Here is a 17,336-nt window from a genome sequence, read left to right on the forward strand (position 1 = left end):
TTATGAAAATGGCCGGCAATCAGAAATATGAAGAGCTGCACTTTGTAGACAGCACTAAAGCAGTCTGGAACTATTCTTTGTTTAGCGATGAAGACATCCGGAATTTTCAAAATGGCACTCACTATCGTTTATATCGTGTTTTTGGCAATAAGCAGCTGGAGGTGCTTGGTACCAACGGAACCTATTTCGCTGTATGGGCGCCTAATGCTACCAAGGTAACCGTTATCGGCAACTTCAACCATTGGGATAAAGATGCGCATCCTCTTTTTGTGCGGTTAGATAAGTCGGGGATCTGGGAAGGGTTTATTCCACATGTTAATCGCGGAGAGTCGTACAAATATCATATTCACGGATATAATGGTGTGCAGGTTGACAAGGGGGATCCTTTTGCTCATTTCTGGGAAAAGCGTCCACTTACTGCTTCTATTGCATGGCAACCTGAATACCAGTGGCAGGATCACAGCTGGATAAAAGAAAGGGAGAAGCATAATGCGCTTGATGCTCCTTTTTCTGTTTATGAGGTGCATTTAGCCAGTTGGATGCGTCCGGATAAATACAATGAAGAGCGTTATAACAGCTATGCGCAGATAACGGAGCTGCTGGTTCCTTATGTGAAAGAGATGGGTTTTACCCATGTTGAGTTTATGCCATTGATGGAGCATCCGTTCGATGGCAGCTGGGGGTACCAGGGTACTGGTTTTTTTGCTGCTACTTCCCGTTTTGGCAGTCCTGAAGATTGTATGGCCATGATTGATGCGTTGCACCGGGCTGGCATTGGTGTTATACTTGACTGGGTGCCTTCTCATTATCCTTATGATGCGCATGGTTTGTTTATGTTTGATGGTACGCATACTTATGAGTATGCGGATATGCGCAAGGGGTTTCATCCTGACTGGAATTCTTATGTATTCAACTATGAGCGGGGAGAGGTGAAGAGCTTTTTGATCAGCAGCGCGTGCTATTGGTGTGAGCAGTTTCATGCTGATGGTTTACGGGTTGATGCTGTGTCGTCTATGCTCCGGTTAGATTATAGCCGTTCTGAAGGGCAGTGGGAGCCTAACCGGTATGGGGGTAATGGTAATATAGAAGCCATTGCTTTTATCAAAGACTTAAATGAAACATTATACCGTGATTTTCCTGATGTGCAGGTTATTGCGGAAGAGGCCACTGACTGGCCGGGCATCAGCAAGCCTACGTTTGCGGGAGGTCTTGGGTTTGGGATGAAGTGGATGATGGGCTGGATGCATGATACGATCAATTATTTCAAGCGTGATCCGTATGTTCGTCCTCATTACCAGGATCAGCTGAGCTTTAGTATGATGTATTTCTACAACGAGAACTTCATGCTGCCGTTGAGTCATGATGAGGTGGTACATGGTAAAAGCCCGATGATCTATAAGATGCCGGGTGATGACTGGCAGAAGTTTGCCAACCTGCGTTTATTGTATAGTTATATGTTCACGCATCCGGGGGGCAAGCTGCTGTTCATGGGTAATGAATTTGCGGCTACCAGTGAATGGAATTACAAGACCGAGCTGCAGTGGGAACTGTTACAGTATGTAAGCCATAGCGGCATGAAAAACTGTGTGCAGAAGCTGAATGAGCTTTACCGGAATGAACCGGCGTTGTATGAACTGCAATTTGTGCCTGGTGGTTTTGAGTGGGTGGACCTGGATCATCGTGATGCTGCTGTTGTCGCCTACAAGAGAAAGGGACATATGAAAGATGATGATGTATTGGTGATATTGAACATGACGCCTGTTGTGCGTTGGGACTGGACCCTTTATGTGAAGGGCAAGGAGCAGTGGAAGGAGATCTTCAATAGTAATGATGCTTCGTTCTGGGGTACGGGGGATGTTTACAACCCGGATATCGAGGTGACGCTGGTGGATGAGGAAACCGATACTTACCAGTTAAAGGTGCATTTGCCCGCGTTGGGGGCGATTGTTTTGAAATGATATCACAAACCTTTCAATAGAGCAGCCTGCCTGAGGCAATTCCGTATCTGCTTTCCTGCGAGCATTTTGCTCAGGCTTATCAGGGTTTAGTTTCTGTATTATCCTTGTACGATAGCAAACAAGCGTATCTGGCTTGGGAGCCTCCGTGTATATGTTGGAGGTGATCCCTCCTTACGTGATGCGTACCTCCGAGTTTTTTTATGTATTAACTTCTGCTACGAGGAAGATACTGCCGCATACAACAATAAGATCTTCTTTGTGGGTTTTTGTTTTCGCTTCCTGTAAAGCAGTATTTACGTTGGGGTAGGTATGCCCTTTCAGCTCATATTCTGCGGCCTGCGCGGATAGTTCTGCTGCGTTGAGCGCGCGGGGGATCTGTGCCTGGGTGAAGTAATAATGTGCTGTTGGAGGAAGCAGGGATAAGACTTTGCGGATGTCTTTGTCTTTCACCATTCCTATTACGAGATGCAGTTCGTTATAGGTACAGAGTTCCAATTGCCGTAACATTTGTTGTACGCCGTCTTCGTTATGGCATACTTCCAGGATCACATCGGGGTGTTCTGCTATTAGTTCCCAGCGGCCGTGCAAGCCGGTGAGTTTTTTTACATGCATTAATGCGTGTTGCAGATGAAGATCGGTTATGTGCCATCCTTGTTGCCGCAAGTGATCTACTGCGGTTAGAACAGATAAGATATTTTTAGTTTGATAGATGCCTGGGAGGTCGAGCGTAAAAGTTTTACGTTCGTCGTTCGATAAATGCGCTACTGTGAGTTGTAAATGGTGGCGCTGGTAGTGCCAATCGCTTACATAATACTTATGCGGTGCGAAGGTGACAGGCGCTTCGAGTTTGGCTGCGTGTTGTTCGAATACGGGCTGTGTTTCGGGGATTATTTCGCCTATGATAACGGGGATATGCGGTTTTATAATACCTGCTTTTTCCGAAGCTATCAGTGGTAAGGTGTCACCCAGCAACTGCATGTGATCGTAGCCTATGTTAGTGATGATACTTAGTTCCGGGGTTATAACGTTGGTGCTGTCGAGGCGGCCACCGAGTCCGGTTTCTATGATAGCAATATCCACCTGTTCTTTTGCGAACCATTCAAATGCCATTGCTACGGTGATTTCGAAGAAGGAAGGTTCGATCTTTTCTATGGTGGGGATAATGCGTTGCGTGAAATCGATGACGAACTGTTCGCTGCATAATTGTCCATTGATCCTGATACGTTCCCTGAAATCCTTAAGATGGGGTGAGGTGTAAAGGCCGGTTTTGTAACCGGCGGTTTGTAAAATTGCTGCCAGGGAATGGCTTACCGAGCCTTTTCCGTTGGTACCTGCAATATGAATTGTTTTCAGTTTCTTATGCGGGTTGCCCAGTGCCTCGCAAAGGGCGAGTGTATTGTTAAGGTCTTTTTTAAAAGCTGATGCTCCCAGTTTGCTGAACATAGGGAGTTTTTCGAAAAGGTATTCGAGCGTTTGTTCGTAATTCATATCGTTGAATTACGCAAATTTAGCGGGCGGAGGTGATTGTTTGTGTTTTTAAGCCTGTTATTGTTTCTACTTTGCTTTGAGGTGCTAATTCAAATGTTTGAAGTCTGCTTATACTAGTGATCACCCGGCCTTGTTTGGGGCTTAGCCTTTTAGTTTGAAGTCGAAGACGATGGTTCCTGCCTGCTGATCGGCGGAGCCTTCGTTGAATTTCAACTGCAATGCTTTTTTGCGTGCGATATTGCGGATGTTGGCGTTGGTTGTGGTGGTGCCTTTGGGGTTGATGTTGGCGCTTGTAACCACCCCTGATCTATTGACTATAACGTCTACCGCTACTTTAGCATTTTCGTTGAAGTCGTCTTCGAAAGAGGGGAAGCGTGTGAACCTGCGGCCTTGTAAGCCGCTTCTGATGGCGACGCCGCTTTTACCTGTGCCGCCATTGCCCGTATAGCTATCTGAATTGGGATTGCCGTTGGGTTTACCCTGATCGCCGTGGCCGCCTGCTATGCCCTGGTTGCGTACGCCATTGTAGCTGTCGGCATTGTTGCCTCCTGTTCCCTGGGCGGTGCCGCCTCCGTATAAAGCTTTTGGCTTGGGTGGTTTGGGAGTTGCTACGGCTGGTTTATTATTGTTTTTAGCGGGTGCTTTTACTGTTGTGGTACGTGTTGCTTTGGGCTTTTCTACTGGTTTTGGGGAAGCATTTACAGGGGTAGCATCGGCAACATTGTTATCTTCCTCCATTTTAGTATCGCTGGTTTCGTCGGCCTGCGACGGGGGTACTGGTGTTGCTTCGGACTGGGGATTGGCTTCCAGGGCGGGATCGCCGGGTACCTGGGGAGGGATATCGCCCAGACCTTCATCGCTGTTGCCCAGGTTTACTTCGATACCTTCATCTATAACAGGAGGTTGTACCTGTGGTAAGGTCCAGCTAACGAAAAACAGCATTAATGCCATCAGGCCACAGATACCTATGGTGATGCCCAATGCTTTCATATTTTTCTGTGTTTCAAAATTTGCTTCCATACCTGTTACTGTACAAAATGAATGGTATTCAAACCCTTAATGAATAAAAATTATTCACAAGTTAGAAATCTATTCGTTAAAAAGGAGATAATGTGACAAAATCTTTAGTACAGGTCGCAGGCGAAACGAATGATGGTACCTATTACCACCAGCAGGAAGAAGATGCGGATAAAGCGGTTTCCTTTCAGCAGTGCGAGTCGGGTTCCAATAAAGGAGCCGGTGATATTACAAGCTGCCATGGGTAAGGCATACTGGTAGAGGATATGGCCTGTGGAGCTGAAATAAAGGATAGATGCCAGGTTGGTGGCGAGGTTGACAATTTTGGCGTGGGCGCTTGCGTGCAGGAAATCCTGTCCGAGGATGGCTATGAATACGAGGATGAGAAAGCTGCCGGTGCCGGGGCCGATGAAGCCGTCGTAAAAGCCTATGATGAGTCCGAGTAAAGCGCCGTACCATAAGCGGTGTGCGGGAATTTTATCGTTGTGTTCCTGTTGTCCGAATTTTTTATTAGCGTAGGTATAAATGGCTACGCCTATGAGGAGCAGGAGGATAACAGGTTTGAGTATGTGGTTGCTGAGGGAGCTGGCCATACGTGATCCGCCGAGGGCTGCGAGGAAAGCTACGGTGGCAATAGAGAACAAGAGTTTATAATTGAGCTGTACCCTGCGTGAATATTGCCAGGCTGCAATGCTGGTGCCTGCAAATGAAGGGATTTTGGTGGTGCCTAATAGGGTGGCTACCTGGTAATCGGGCAGGATGATAAGGATGGCGGGTGTTTGAATTAATCCGCCTCCGCCTACGATGGCATCGATAAAGCCGGCTGCAAATGAAGCCAGGCACAAGAATATGAATGTCAAAATAAAAAGATTGAAATACGTCCCGAAGATATAAGAACTGTATGGCTTTGTTCGTTTAAATTCTACATTTGAAATCAATAAACGGGCATGAGTGATCTCTTCAGCATCAAATTAACTGCCTGGATCAGGCGAAACACCGGTGTACTGCTAATTGTATTCTTTATCTTATATGCTCTTTCTGTATTCATCAATATGGGTATTTACCAGTTAATGGCGGAGGAGCCCCGGCGAGGAACTGTTTCTTTCGAGATGTATTTCTATGACAGTTTTGTGCATCCCACACTCATGGGGGTTGCCTATTATAATAAGCCGCCTTTGTTCAACTGGTTGCTGATAGGCCTGTTTAAAGTGCTGCATAGTTATAGTGAGTGGGTGGTGCGGCTGCCTTCGCTGCTATCGATGATCGCTATTGGTATTTTGTTGTATCGTTTTACTGTTGAGCTGATGGGGCGTAAAGTTGCTGTTTATGCTACGCTTATCATGCTTACGTTTGTTGATGTTTATTTTTATGCTACTTATAACGGCGGGGAGATCGATCTTTTTTATGCTTTGCTGGTGATATGCCAGTTGTTTCCGCTGATCAATTACTATATGGGTAAAACCAATGCTTACAATGCCTTAGTGCTTTCGTACGGGTTTATGGCGCTGGGTTGTTTGACGAAGGGGCTGCCTTCTTTGCTTTTCCAGGGGGCGACTTTGTTTTTGCTGGCGTTGTACCAGCGTTCTCCGAAAATATTGTTCAGCATGGCTCATGCTGCGGGACTGGCTACGGCTGCAGTTGTGATAGGTTGTTACCTTTATGCGTTCAGCCGGCAGGATCATATAGGTATTTTGCTTGCTACGCAAATTGATGAAGCGGCGGATAAAAGTGCAGCCGGGGCGCGGCAGGAGCGGTTATGGTCTGAGACGCTGCAATACCCGTTATTGCTTATAAAGGGGATGCTGCCCTGGTCGTTATCGTTGCTGCTGCTGGTTAAAATGCCGTTTTCGCATTTGAAGAATAAAGGATTGGGTTTTATCGTTGCGCTGATAGGTATCAATATTCCTGTGTATTGGTTTACGGGTATTCCCAAGCTTCGTTATATCTATCCCCTGATGCCGTTTTTTGCTATCGTGTTTGCCTGGATCATTTACCGATTTGAGACCGGGAAGCGGAGGTATGAGAAGCCTGTATTGGCGGGAGTGATCGTTATCATGATCACAGGAGTAGCCGGGCAACTGGCTTTGACGGGATATATGCAGCAGTGGTGGGGATTGGTGCCGGGTTTAGCGCTGGGGGTTATTACCTTGCTGGTATGGCGTAACAGGCTGGCGTTGCGAAATTTTAAAGCTATTGTTGTATTACTGGCGGTGGTATTGGTAACGGGCAGGTTCTTTTTTTCGATGGTGATCGTACCTTATGCGGATGTTAATGCGGCAGTTGATCACAGGCATATCATGGAGCAGATAGATTCTATTACAGGCGGGAAGGGGTGTTGGTATTATGCGGCAGAGACAACAAGGGAGCTGAGACCTTTACCCGGCGGATATGAAGGAGATACCATACCTGTTGCGCCGGCTGTTCCTTACCAACTGCCTTATTATTATAATAAACAGTTTGCGCGGCCGCTTGTACATAGCAGTTCAGCTACAGCGGGTGATTTTTACCTGGCAAAGAGCGTTGCGCTACCCGATGATATTGCGGTTGCCATTGAACAGCGTTTTGAGCATGTGCAAGGGGATGATGATTATGTACTTTTTCGTGTAGCGGATAATAAAACTGCCGGTAGTATTGGTGATACTACCGGCAGAGATGCGTTGCCGGTTGAGAACGCCGGGGAAATGCCTTACTAAGCTTTGCAGCTAGTGGGCGAAGTCCAGTGCGTAGTTGCCTTTGATACGTTCTATAGGTGGGTTAAAGTAACCGAATTTAACGTTAGGGAATTCTTCGCGGATCAATTCCATCATTTGTTTAATGCCCAGGCATTCACCGGGTTCGGTAACGCCTATTTGTGCCAGGTACCAGTCGGGGTCGATGTTGAAATTGCGCCACTGGATCATGGTAAGGTCTGTTTCCTTTATGAGTTTGCGTAATGCTTCATATTCTTCGACGGTGTCGGTCATGCCTGGGAATACGAAGTAGTTGATGCTGGCCCATCCTCCGAAGCTGCGTACTACTTTGAGGCTTTCGATGATATCTTCGAACTGGTAGTTATTGGGGCGGTAATAGGGCGTATAAATATGTTTCTGTGCCGAGTTGGTGCTGACCCTGATGCTGTCGAGGCCTGCTTCGCACAGGGCTTTTACCGCTGCGGGGTTGGAGCCGTTGGTGTTTATGTTTATACTGCCTTTGGGTGTATGCTTACGCATTTCGATAATAGAATCGCGGATGGTGGGCCACATGAGCAATGGTTCACCTTCGCAGCCTTGTCCGAAGCTTACGATAGGGTAGGGAGCGTTCATGAGGTGTGGCACTGTGAATTCTACTATTTCTTCAGGGGAGGGTTTAAATGTAAGCCTGTCCTGTGTGGATACGATTGTTTCTTCTTCGGGCTGGAAGGAGATACAGCCGAGGCAGTTGGCGTTGCAGGCGGGTGAAGCCGGAACGGGGCATTCCCAGCGTCCGAGTGCAAAGTTGCGTGCGGCGGGGCATTGATACGTTTGGCAGCAGTTGTCCATGAGGTGTTTTACCAGCCTGTTATGCGGGTAGGCCTCCAGCAGTTGTCTGGTGCCGGCGTTTACTTTATCCTGGTCGTATCCGGCGCATTCCTGCCTGATGTCCTGTTCGATGCGCACGGCGGTAACGTAGAATGTATCGTTGTACCAGGCGGCGGCGGTATAGCAGAAGAGGGGGAGTGTGGGGGCATCGGGCGCTGTTTCATAAGCGGCCAGGAAGAGGCCGGTATGAGCGGGTGGGATAAAGGCTGCTACGGCCCATCCTTTTTCGCAAAGCCTCATTTCTCCTGTTTTCACGTCGATGCCGATACCTCTGCGGCCTGGCAGTTCATATAAGTTACCTCCTTCGGGCAGGGGGATCCAGTCTTCAACCGGCACAGGGTAGGCATCCCATCCTGCGCGTCCTACGGCGTAGAGGCTCGTATCTTCAAAAATATTACCGGCTCCGTCGGAGTACAATAAAAAAGGCGATTCTATCATTATCATTCTTTCTAAACAAATAAAGCGTCACGGGAGTGTTAACGCTTAAACGGCAAAGGTCGTAAAAAAGGGGATAGGTTCAGCAAGCGGGTCAGAGGATGTTGCTGGTGTAGTGTGCGCAGAAGTCGTTAAACTCCTTGACTGTTGTTTTATCGGTTCCGGGTGCTATTTCTCTCTGGAATAGCTTATTGTTTTTGTAATCGATGGTGAGGAGGTCGTCTTTCAGGACCACATTGGTTATTTCGTCCCATTTTACGGTGCGTTTGGGGAAGGTGTTGAAGCTGACACCATATTCGCTGAATCCTATTTCCGGGGGGAGGTTGGCGGGTTTTTCGAGCAGGGCCATGGCCAAAAAGAAGAAGGCGATAATCATCAGGGGCATCGGGGCTGCCAGCCAGCCAAAGAAGCATACATAGAGGGCCAGGCGGTAGCTGGTATAGTCGTATTTTTTACCTATAAAGCGGAGGCGTGCGAGGATCCAGAAGCTGAATGTCAGGAAGATAATCACGGCAAAGACTATACGCGTTGGCTGGTCGATGGGGTCGAAGAGGTGCATTGCAAATGCTGCTATGGATAAAAACAGCATGAGCTGGGTAATATATCCGAAGAGGTTAACCTTGTTTTTCCTTAATGTGATCAGGAAGTCGTACTCCATTGTTGTTTGCTTTTAATCATCAGGTTACACAGGCGCCATAAGAGGTGAGCGCCTACATTGGCATCCCATTCCTGTTCACCTACGCCTATTTCTACCAGGTCAAAGCTAATCAACTGGCGGCCGCTTTCAATAATACGTTTGAATAAATATAATAAGGGCTCTATATCAAAGCCTCCTGGTACCGGAGTGCCGGCATGGGGGCAGAGTTTAGGATCGAGGCCGTCGATATCGAAGCTGATATGTACTTTTTGCGGCAGCTGGGCTATAATATCGTTGGTAATGCTTTTCCAGGTATCGCCTTCATAGATACGTTCTTTGATGTTCCTATCGAGGAAGCAGGCGATACGTGCGGGATTGTTTGCTACGTACTGGTGTTCTGTTTCGGAATAATCGCGGACGCCGAGCTGTACCAGTTTTGTGAGGTGGGGGATCTCGGACAGGGCGTTATGCATTACAGACGCGTGTGAATATTTGAAGTTACCGTATGAGGTACGGAGGTTGGAGTGTGCATCGATCTGCAGGATACCGAAATCGCCATGTTGTTCTGCGAGGGCTTTCCACAGGCCGAGGGGGGTACTATGGTCGCCGCCTATGAGGGCTACCAGTTTATTGCGTTGCAGGAGCTCGCGGGTTTGTTCGTAGACCCAGTCGTTGAGCAAAAGGCTGCCTTCGTTGATATCGCGCAGGCTTTTACACATGAACTTGTTTTTTTCTACGGCTTCTCCTTTGGAGATATAATCGATGTAGAGTTCGGCTTCTTTGCGGAGGTAATCGCTTTTGAGGAGGATCTTTTTATTGACCTCGCGCATGTAAAAGCCTTCTTTCCATCCGTTGGGAATATCGGCGTCGAAGAGGTCGACCTGTAAACTTGCTTTGAAGATATGTTCAGCGCAGCGTGCGGTTCCGGCGGTACAGCTAACGGTCACTTCCCAGGGGACGGGTAATAGAACAAGTGCTGCTTCTTCTTCTGTAAAAGGAAGGCCGAAGATGTTGTTGTGCGGATTGCCTGCTAGGTTGGGGTCAAACCCCGATAGATCTGCCATGACGGATTTTTGTCAAACGGGCTGCAAGGTAGGTGAAAAATATATTCCCGGGGATGTAAAAAGCATTAAAAATCGTGAATTCCTCCCCGGGGTCTTAAAGCTCCTGGTGTTATTGCCCCAGTTTTAACAATTGCTGCTTAGAAATGGCGTTGGGAAACAATGGTTTTGGACTAATTTCGCGTCAGAAATAGATAAATGTTAAGATGAAGAAGACCCACATTGTAGCATTGGTATTTATCGCAGTAGCTATAGCTGTGTTAATCAGCTATTTAGGAGATACGTCCACTTATGATACCGTAGCCTCTGCCAAGCAGAAACCAGGTAAGTTTGTTCACCTGATCGCCAAGATAGACAAATCGCAGCCTATTGAGTACGATCCTATCAAAAATCCGAATTACCTGGCTTTTACGGCTATCGATACATTAGGGAATTCTATCAGGGTGGTGTATCATAATACCAAGCCTACCGATATGGAAAAGAGCGAGCGGATTGTTTTAAAAGGGAAAGTTGCGGGTAATTTGTTTGAATGCCGCGACATTTTGCTGAAATGTCCTTCGAAATACAAAGATGATGTGAATGCCACAGAGAAGAATCTGACGGCAGCAACGAGCATCCAGTAGCAAATTTCCCGCTGCGAGCGGCAGCGTTTCCAAATACCGACCCCAGAATGAACTATACAGGTGAACACTTATTACCCGGTCAACTCGGGCATTTTCTTGCAGTATTATCTCTCGTGGCCTCTATTGTGGCTACCGTTGCCTATTTCAAAACCAACAAGGCGTCATTAGCCGATGAGAAGCAGAGCTGGCTTCGCGTGGCGCGTTTTGCTTTCGTGGCCGAGACCATTGGCGTATTCGGCATGTTTGCTACCATTTATTATATTGTAGCGAACCATTATAATGAATATTATTTTGCCTGGAACCACTCTTCCCGTACCCTGCAATCGGAGTACCTGCTGAGCTGTATCTGGGAGGACCAGTCGGGCAGTTTCCTGTTATGGGATATCTGGCATTGTGTGCTGGGATGGTTCTTTATTTTCCGTAACAAGAAATGGGAGGCTCCTGTTCTTACAGTGATCAACTTTGCCCAGTTTTGTATTGCTACCATGTTACTGGGCATTTATGTATTTAACCTGAAGATCGGCAATAATCCTTTTATATTGTTCCGCGAGCAGATGCCTGATCTGCCGTTGTTCACGAACCCTGATTACCTGAGCCTGCCGCGTGTGTATGAGGGCAATGATCTGAACACGTTGTTGCAGAACTACTGGATGGTGATACATCCGCCTATCTTATTCCTTGGTTTTGCTTCCACTATTATACCATTTGCTTTTGCGTATGCGGGTATGGTTAATAAGGATCATACGTGGACTACGCCGGCGTTGTCGTGGACGAGTTTTTCCGCCGCGGTGCTTGGTACGGGTATTATGATGGGAGCTGCCTGGGCTTATGAGAGCCTTTCATTCGGTGGCTACTGGGCATGGGACCCTGTGGAAAATGCGTCTCTTGTACCCTGGCTGGTGCTGGTGGCTGGTTTGCATACCAATCTTATTTATAAACACAGCGGTTATTCATTAAAGACCACTTACCTGTTTTATATACTGGCTTTTGTGCTGGTGCTGTATTCGAGTTTCCTTACCAAGAGCGGTGTGCTGGGCGATACGTCGGTACATGCTTTTACTGATTCGGGTACCGGCTTCCAGCTGGGTGCGTTTGTGCTGGTGTTTTTAGTGCCGGGGCTTTTCCTGTTTTTCAGGAACAGCAAACATATGCCTGTGATCAAAAAGGAGGAGAGCACTTATAGCCGTGAGTTCTGGATGTTTATTGGTTCGCTGGTGTTGTTCCTTGGCAGTCTAGTTATTATCATCAAGACGTCGGTGCCTTTGTTCAACAAGATCTTTGGTACGCAGATAGCGCCACCGGAGGATCCGGAGTTTGCGCATAACCAGATACAGGTATTTGTGGCTTTCATTATTGGTTTACTTACCGCGGTGACACAATACCTTAAGTATAAGGATACGCCCAAGGCGTTACTGGGACGCAAGATACTGGTGCCTACGCTGGTGTCGCTGGTGATAAGTCTTTGTATCAGTTTCTTTGGAGAGATCCATTATGATAAAAAAGGTCCGGGATTCCTGTTTGCGATCCATATGGCGCTATTTGCGTCGGTATATGCCGTAGTGGCCAATGCGGCTTATATATGGCTTGGATTAAAGGGCAAGCTGAAGGCTGCGGGCGCTTCCGTGGCGCATTTCGGTTTTGGGCTGATACTGGTTGGTATTCTCATTTCTTCGAGTAAAAAGACCATCCTAAGCTGGAACACTACCGGTGTAACTACGCTGCAATCGGATGGTAAGGAGAACCCGGCTGAGAACATCACCTTGTTCAAAGGCGTGAGAACGGATATGGGTAAATATCATGTTACCTATGTCAAGGATACGGTTAATCCGCGTGACAGGAAGAAATATTTTGAGCTTGAATTTGAGCATAAGAAGCGCAAGGAGAAGTTCTTTCTTTATCCTGATGTGCTGAAGAACAATAAGGGGATGGAAGGTTATTCTCCTAACCCTGATGCGCGTCATTACTGGCATAAAGACATCTTTGTTTATATTTCTTCATGGGTTGAAGGCAGCAGCCAGGATACCTCTTCCTTTAAGCCAACAGAGGTTAAGGTAGGCGATACACTGTTCTATGCAAATGGTCTTATTGTATTGAACAAGGCTGAGGTAAATCCTGAGAAGGGAATACCCGGAGTAGCAGCTGATGAAACAGGGATGGTGCTTAATATGACGGTGATTGCGAAGGATGGCCGTATGTATCCTGCCACACCTGGTATTGCGCTGAAGGGAAATGAAATGCGTTCTTTGCCTGATACTGTTGTATCGCAGGGGCTGATCCTTAAGTTCAACAAGGTTATCGATGCAGCAAAAGGCAGACTTGAGATAGGAGTGAAGGAAGACAAGACCATGAGCGATCTACTTACGCTGAAGGTTTATGAATTTCCGTTCATCAATATATTATGGATAGGCGTGATTGTAATGGTAACAGGTTTTGTGATGAGCATGGTACAGCGCATGCGCAAGCCAAAGATGGCGGCTGTTTAAGTTAATTCACCAGGTCTACCGTTGCCTTCTGCGCAACTTATTTTTATCCCGTGCTGTACGAATGGAGTCGGCACGGGATTTTGCTATAGAAAGCGTAGTGCTGTCGCAGTCTTTTTCGAGTTGTGTTATCACATCTTCGACCTTACGTTCCATTTCGACACGGGCTTTCAGGCGCGCCAGACGCGGTGCTTCTTTGTCTTCCTGTTTACAGGCCTGCATCATGAGGCTTGTAAGAATCAGTATCGATACAGTTTTCATAACCGGGTAGTGTCTTTTGGAAGTTTAAGTAATGAATCTACCAGTAAAGGAACGCGGTAGCGTTGTATAGAGTCGCAGCGCCGAGTGATGGCGGCGTAGGCGGAATCGATGCGCGCTGAAGCTTCATTGTCCAGTTGTTTCTGGAATTCAATTAATTGCTCTTCCTGATCTGCGGGGGGCACGGCGGGTGTGCAACCTATGGCGATCAGGTTTATGAAAACTATAACATTTAACAGAATGCTTTTGAATTGCATTGCGATTGTATAACCGGTTGAATGTTTATATTTACGGTCGATAAGTACAATGACCAGGTATAAAAATACAACTCTGGCTGGTATCATTACCATCCTGGTTGTGGCGATCTACCATCCCGTATCCGCCACTGCTCAGAATGGTCAAGGACCTTATGACACAATCCGTGTTTATGGCTGCATTGAAGCCAACGGTGATACTATTCCCTGTTCTTATCTGCCTCCTGTATTTGTTTACACGCATTTAAAGGGTAAATGGAAGAAGTACCATGCTGAATGGACGAGGTTACGTAATGCGGTATATGTAACGTATCCTTATGCTGCTGCGGCTTCGAAGGTGATGAACGATATCAATATGCGGCTGGAGGGTGTTACGGAGAAGTCGAAGCGGAAGGCGATCATCCGTTCGCGGGAGAAGGAGCTGAAGAAGGAGTTTTCGGACAAGCTTACCAAGTTATCGGTATACCAGGGGAAGGTGCTGATGAAGCTTATCAACCGGCAAACGGGCAACAACTGTTACGAGATCATAGAAGAATATAAAGGCAGTTTTACTGCAACCGTGTACCAGACGGTTGCGATCGTATTTGGCTCTAACCTCAAGCAGAGCTATGATCCTTCCGGCAAGGATCGTGATATTGAAAGTATTGTACATGATGTTGAACGTATGTACGGTATCAGAAGATAAGATTACTTTTGCTGCTCAATTTCAGAACAGCAATGATAAAAACAGACATACTGGCTTTTGGTGTGCATCCTGATGATGTTGAGTTAGGATGTTCGGGCACCATTATAGCGGCCGTGGCAGAAGGAAAGAAAGTGGCGATCGTTGATCTTACGCAGGGAGAATTAGGAACACGCGGTACGATAGAGACGCGTAAAACAGAAGCTGCTGCTGCTGCTGCCATCATGGGTGTTGCTGCCCGTGAGAACCTGCAGATGGCTGATGGTTTCTTCCAGATCAATGAAGAAAATATCCGTAAAGTCATTGTTTCCATTCGTAAATACCGGCCTGAGATCATACTCTGCAATGCGTTGGAGGACCGTCATCCTGACCATGGAAGGAGTTCGAAGCTGGTAGAGGAAGCGGCGTTCCTTTCCGGGTTGCGCAAGATAGCAACTACACTTGACGGGGTTGAACAGGAGGCATGGCGTCCCAAATACGTTTTCCACTATATACAGGACCGGTATCTGAAGCCTGATTTTGTCGTGGATATTTCTGCCCATATGGAGCAGAAGATCCGGGCGGTGCAGGCTTATACCACGCAGTTTTTTTCGGCGCAGGCTGCTGAAAATGAAGATACTGAGCCTCAGACCTATATTTCCACGCCGGATTTCATTCATACCGTTACCGGCAGGGCATTATTGTTGGGTAAGAGAATAGGCGTGAAATATGCCGAAGGATATATATCGAAGAAAATGCTGGGGATCAGCAGTTTCGATGCATTTGTTCAGGAAACGACGTGATGTTAATATTATGTTTTTCAATGCTTTTTAACCTGATTTCAACGGGTTAAACCGCCAGTTATCCTGATATTTGCACCTTCAAAAGTCATTTAGTTAAGTATTATGCAGACTCCAAAATTCGCAGTCGTAAGACCTTCTTTTCATGTTGAGCTGAAAAACAGGATCAACGAGTATTTTGCCACTACGGGCAAAAGCACTACCGGTGGCTCCAGATTGTTTTCGAAAGCGCTTTTCCTGATATTGGCGCTTGCGTACATTTACATTCAGCTGGTTTTCTTTACACCTGTGTTATGGGTGTCGTTATTGCTTTGCGTGTTAATGGGGCTGGCAGTAGCTTCTATCGGGTTTAATGTGATGCATGACGGCGGACATGGCAGTTTCAGCACTTCGCCGGCCGTCAACAAAGTTGCCGCTATCACTGCCGAAGTATTAGGTGCCAGTCATTTTATGTGGAATATGAAGCATAATGTGATCCACCATGCCTACACGAATATCGATGGTATCGATGATGATATTGACGCCAAACCTTTCCTGCGGATGGCTTCGACCCAGAAATATTACAAGATGCACCGTTTTCAGCATGTGTATTTTGTGGCGTTGTATGCTATCTTTCATTTGTACTGGGTGTTGTTCAGCGACTACAAGAAATACTTCTCCGGTAAGATCGGCGATATGGCCATCAAGAAGATGAAGCCTATGGACCATGTTATTTTCTGGGGTTTTAAACTGGTGCATTATGCGTTGTTCTTTATCATTCCTATTGCGGTATTAGGTTTCAAGAGCTGGATCATTGGTTTCTCTATCGTTACCGTGGTTACGGGCTTTACCTTAAGTATCGTATTCCAATTGGCGCATACGGTAGAACATGCTGAATTTCCTGTGCCTGCTGAAGATGGTAAACTGCAGGATGAGTGGGCTGTTCACCAGTTGAAGACCACTGCCAACTTTGCTACCGGCAATAAGCTGATATCCTGGTATGTAGGCGGATTGAATTTCCAGGTAGAACACCATTTATTCCCCAAGATCTCCCATATTCATTATCCTGAGATCAATAAGATCGTTAAGCAGGCATGTAAGGAGTATAACGTGGTTTATATCGAGTATCCGAAGATGTACCATGCTGTAATATCGCATGTGTCGTTCCTGCGCCAGATGGGCAGGGCTTAATTTCATATTTTAAAAAGGAATTGTAGTTACAAGATATGTCAAAGGTTAAAATAGGATTGGTGCAAACGACCTGCACCGCGAACAAGCAGGAGAACCTGGATAAGGCTATCGCCAAAGTTCGTGAAGCTGCTGCCAAAGGCGCGCAGATTGTATGTTTACAAGAGTTGTTTACTTCTCTTTATTTCTGTGATGTGGAAGATTATGATAACTTCCTGCTGGCAGAAACCATTCCCGGTCCTTCTACTGATGCGTTGAGTGCGGTAGCGGCAGAATTGAATGTCGTGATCATTGCATCCCTGTTCGAGAAAAGAGCGCAGGGACTATACCATAATACAACGGCCATTCTGGATGCAGATGGTACTTACCTTGGTAAATACCGTAAGATGCATATTCCTGATGACCCGGCTTATTACGAGAAGTTTTACTTCACACCGGGTGACTTAGGTTACAAGGTATTCAAAACCAAATTTGCAACGATAGGTGTGCTGATCTGCTGGGATCAATGGTATCCTGAAGCGTCGCGTATTACGGCGCTTATGGGTGCTGAGATCCTGTTTTATCCTACAGCGATCGGCTGGGCTACTTCGCAGGATGAAGCTACCAATACGGAGCAATACAATGCGTGGCAGACCATACAGCGCAGTCATGCTGTTGCCAACGGCGTACATGTTGTAAGTGTGAACAGGGTAGGAGAAGAGCAAAACGGCGCCATGCAATTCTGGGGCGGTTCTTTTGTAGCCAATCCGTTTGGTTCTATCGTTTACCAGGCTTCTCATACGGAAGAAGAAGTGGTGGTGCAGGAAATAGATACTGCGTTAAGCGATCGTTACCGCACACACTGGCCGTTCCTGCGCGACAGGCGGATAGACTCTTACCAGCCGATCACCAAACGTTATATCGACGAACAGGGATAGTAATTCAACACAAACTCATATTA

The 17,336-nt window shown here is 46.8% G+C and carries 16 protein-coding genes; 8 read left to right on the forward strand and 8 right to left on the reverse strand.

Translation table 11 applies throughout. The features are described from left to right. Nucleotides 1-2 precede the first annotated feature (2 nt). A complete protein-coding gene (gene glgB, locus ESB13_RS03035) occupies nt 3-1,958 on the forward strand; it encodes a 1,4-alpha-glucan branching protein GlgB (RefSeq protein WP_129001554.1) in 1,956 nt (651 codons plus the stop codon). A 198-nt stretch (nt 1,959-2,156) separates the two neighbouring features. On the opposite strand, the gene ESB13_RS03040 is transcribed toward glgB, so the two are convergent. From ESB13_RS03040 to ESB13_RS03050, 3 genes are all read right to left on the reverse strand, one after another. Further along, nucleotides 2,157-3,446, reverse strand: coding sequence for a bifunctional folylpolyglutamate synthase/dihydrofolate synthase (locus tag ESB13_RS03040; protein ID WP_129001555.1), 1,290 nt, complete (start codon nt 3,444-3,446; stop codon nt 2,157-2,159). A gap of 141 nt (nt 3,447-3,587) precedes the next feature. Further along, nucleotides 3,588-4,436 carry a hypothetical protein gene (locus tag ESB13_RS03045; RefSeq protein ID WP_129001556.1) on the reverse strand — a complete coding sequence of 283 codons (849 nt, stop codon included), beginning with the start codon at nt 4,434-4,436 and terminating at the stop codon, nt 3,588-3,590. Nucleotides 4,437-4,570: 134 nt separating this feature from the next. Continuing rightward, nucleotides 4,571-5,323 carry a sulfite exporter TauE/SafE family protein gene (locus ESB13_RS03050; protein ID WP_246022422.1) on the reverse strand — a complete coding sequence of 251 codons (753 nt, stop codon included), beginning with the start codon at nt 5,321-5,323 and terminating at the stop codon, nt 4,571-4,573. A gap of 87 nt (nt 5,324-5,410) precedes the next feature. On the opposite strand from ESB13_RS03050, the gene ESB13_RS03055 reads away from it, so the two are divergent. Beyond that, nucleotides 5,411-7,156 (forward strand): ArnT family glycosyltransferase, encoded by a 1,746-nt coding sequence (locus ESB13_RS03055; protein WP_129001557.1) that lies wholly within the window; start codon nt 5,411-5,413, stop codon nt 7,154-7,156. Nucleotides 7,157-7,165: 9 nt separating this feature from the next. Here the strand turns inward: ESB13_RS03055 and ESB13_RS03060 are convergent, their stop codons facing one another. The 3 genes from ESB13_RS03060 to ESB13_RS03070 all read right to left on the reverse strand — a co-directional run bounded on the left by ESB13_RS03060 (nt 7,166) and on the right by ESB13_RS03070 (nt 10,156). After that, entirely contained in the window at nt 7,166-8,458 is a 1,293-nt protein-coding gene (locus tag ESB13_RS03060; RefSeq protein WP_246022424.1) for a radical SAM protein, read from the reverse strand. Between the two features lie 91 nt (nt 8,459-8,549). Next, nucleotides 8,550-9,113 carry a hypothetical protein gene (locus tag ESB13_RS03065; protein WP_129001559.1) on the reverse strand — a complete coding sequence of 188 codons (564 nt, stop codon included), beginning with the start codon at nt 9,111-9,113 and terminating at the stop codon, nt 8,550-8,552. Then, nucleotides 9,095-10,156, reverse strand: coding sequence for an arginase family protein (locus ESB13_RS03070; RefSeq protein ID WP_129001560.1), 1,062 nt, complete (start codon nt 10,154-10,156; stop codon nt 9,095-9,097). Before ESB13_RS03070 ends, ESB13_RS03065 begins: the two co-directional genes overlap by 19 nt. A gap of 203 nt (nt 10,157-10,359) precedes the next feature. Here ESB13_RS03070 and ESB13_RS03075 point away from each other — a divergent pair, with 203 nt between their 5' ends. After that, nucleotides 10,360-10,776 (forward strand): cytochrome c maturation protein CcmE domain-containing protein, encoded by a 417-nt coding sequence (locus ESB13_RS03075; protein ID WP_129001561.1) that lies wholly within the window; start codon nt 10,360-10,362, stop codon nt 10,774-10,776. A 47-nt stretch (nt 10,777-10,823) separates the two neighbouring features. Beyond that, nucleotides 10,824-13,259, forward strand: a complete 2,436-nt coding sequence (gene ccsA / locus ESB13_RS03080) for a cytochrome c biogenesis protein CcsA (RefSeq protein WP_129001562.1) — start codon at nt 10,824-10,826, stop codon at nt 13,257-13,259. Between the two features lie 15 nt (nt 13,260-13,274). On the opposite strand, the gene ESB13_RS03085 is transcribed toward ccsA, so the two are convergent. Next, on the reverse strand, nt 13,275-13,517 hold the full coding sequence (locus ESB13_RS03085; RefSeq protein ID WP_129001563.1) for a hypothetical protein: 243 nt from the start codon (nt 13,515-13,517) through the stop codon (nt 13,275-13,277). After that, the gene (locus tag ESB13_RS03090; protein ID WP_129001564.1) at nt 13,514-13,771 is read right to left on the reverse strand and encodes a hypothetical protein; all 258 of its coding nucleotides are present in this window, start codon (nt 13,769-13,771) and stop codon (nt 13,514-13,516) included. Before ESB13_RS03090 ends, ESB13_RS03085 begins: the two co-directional genes overlap by 4 nt. Nucleotides 13,772-13,820: 49 nt before the next feature. Between ESB13_RS03090 and ESB13_RS03095 the strand changes: the two genes are divergently transcribed. The 4 genes from ESB13_RS03095 (at nt 13,821) to ESB13_RS03110 (ending at nt 17,313) form a co-directional block, all read left to right on the forward strand. After that, on the forward strand, nt 13,821-14,453 hold the full coding sequence (locus ESB13_RS03095) for a DUF4294 domain-containing protein (protein ID WP_129001565.1): 633 nt from the start codon (nt 13,821-13,823) through the stop codon (nt 14,451-14,453). Between the two features lie 32 nt (nt 14,454-14,485). Continuing rightward, entirely contained in the window at nt 14,486-15,232 is a 747-nt protein-coding gene (gene bshB1, locus ESB13_RS03100) for a bacillithiol biosynthesis deacetylase BshB1 (protein WP_246022425.1), read from the forward strand. Nucleotides 15,233-15,334: 102 nt separating this feature from the next. Beyond that, nucleotides 15,335-16,399 carry a fatty acid desaturase family protein gene (locus tag ESB13_RS03105; protein ID WP_129001566.1) on the forward strand — a complete coding sequence of 355 codons (1,065 nt, stop codon included), beginning with the start codon at nt 15,335-15,337 and terminating at the stop codon, nt 16,397-16,399. Nucleotides 16,400-16,434: 35 nt separating this feature from the next. Further along, the gene (locus tag ESB13_RS03110; RefSeq protein WP_129001567.1) at nt 16,435-17,313 is read left to right on the forward strand and encodes a carbon-nitrogen hydrolase; all 879 of its coding nucleotides are present in this window, start codon (nt 16,435-16,437) and stop codon (nt 17,311-17,313) included. The last annotated feature ends 23 nt before the right edge of the window (nt 17,314-17,336 follow it).

It is taken from the genome of Filimonas effusa (assembly GCF_004118675.1).
GTDB classification, from domain to species: domain Bacteria; phylum Bacteroidota; class Bacteroidia; order Chitinophagales; family Chitinophagaceae; genus Filimonas; species Filimonas effusa.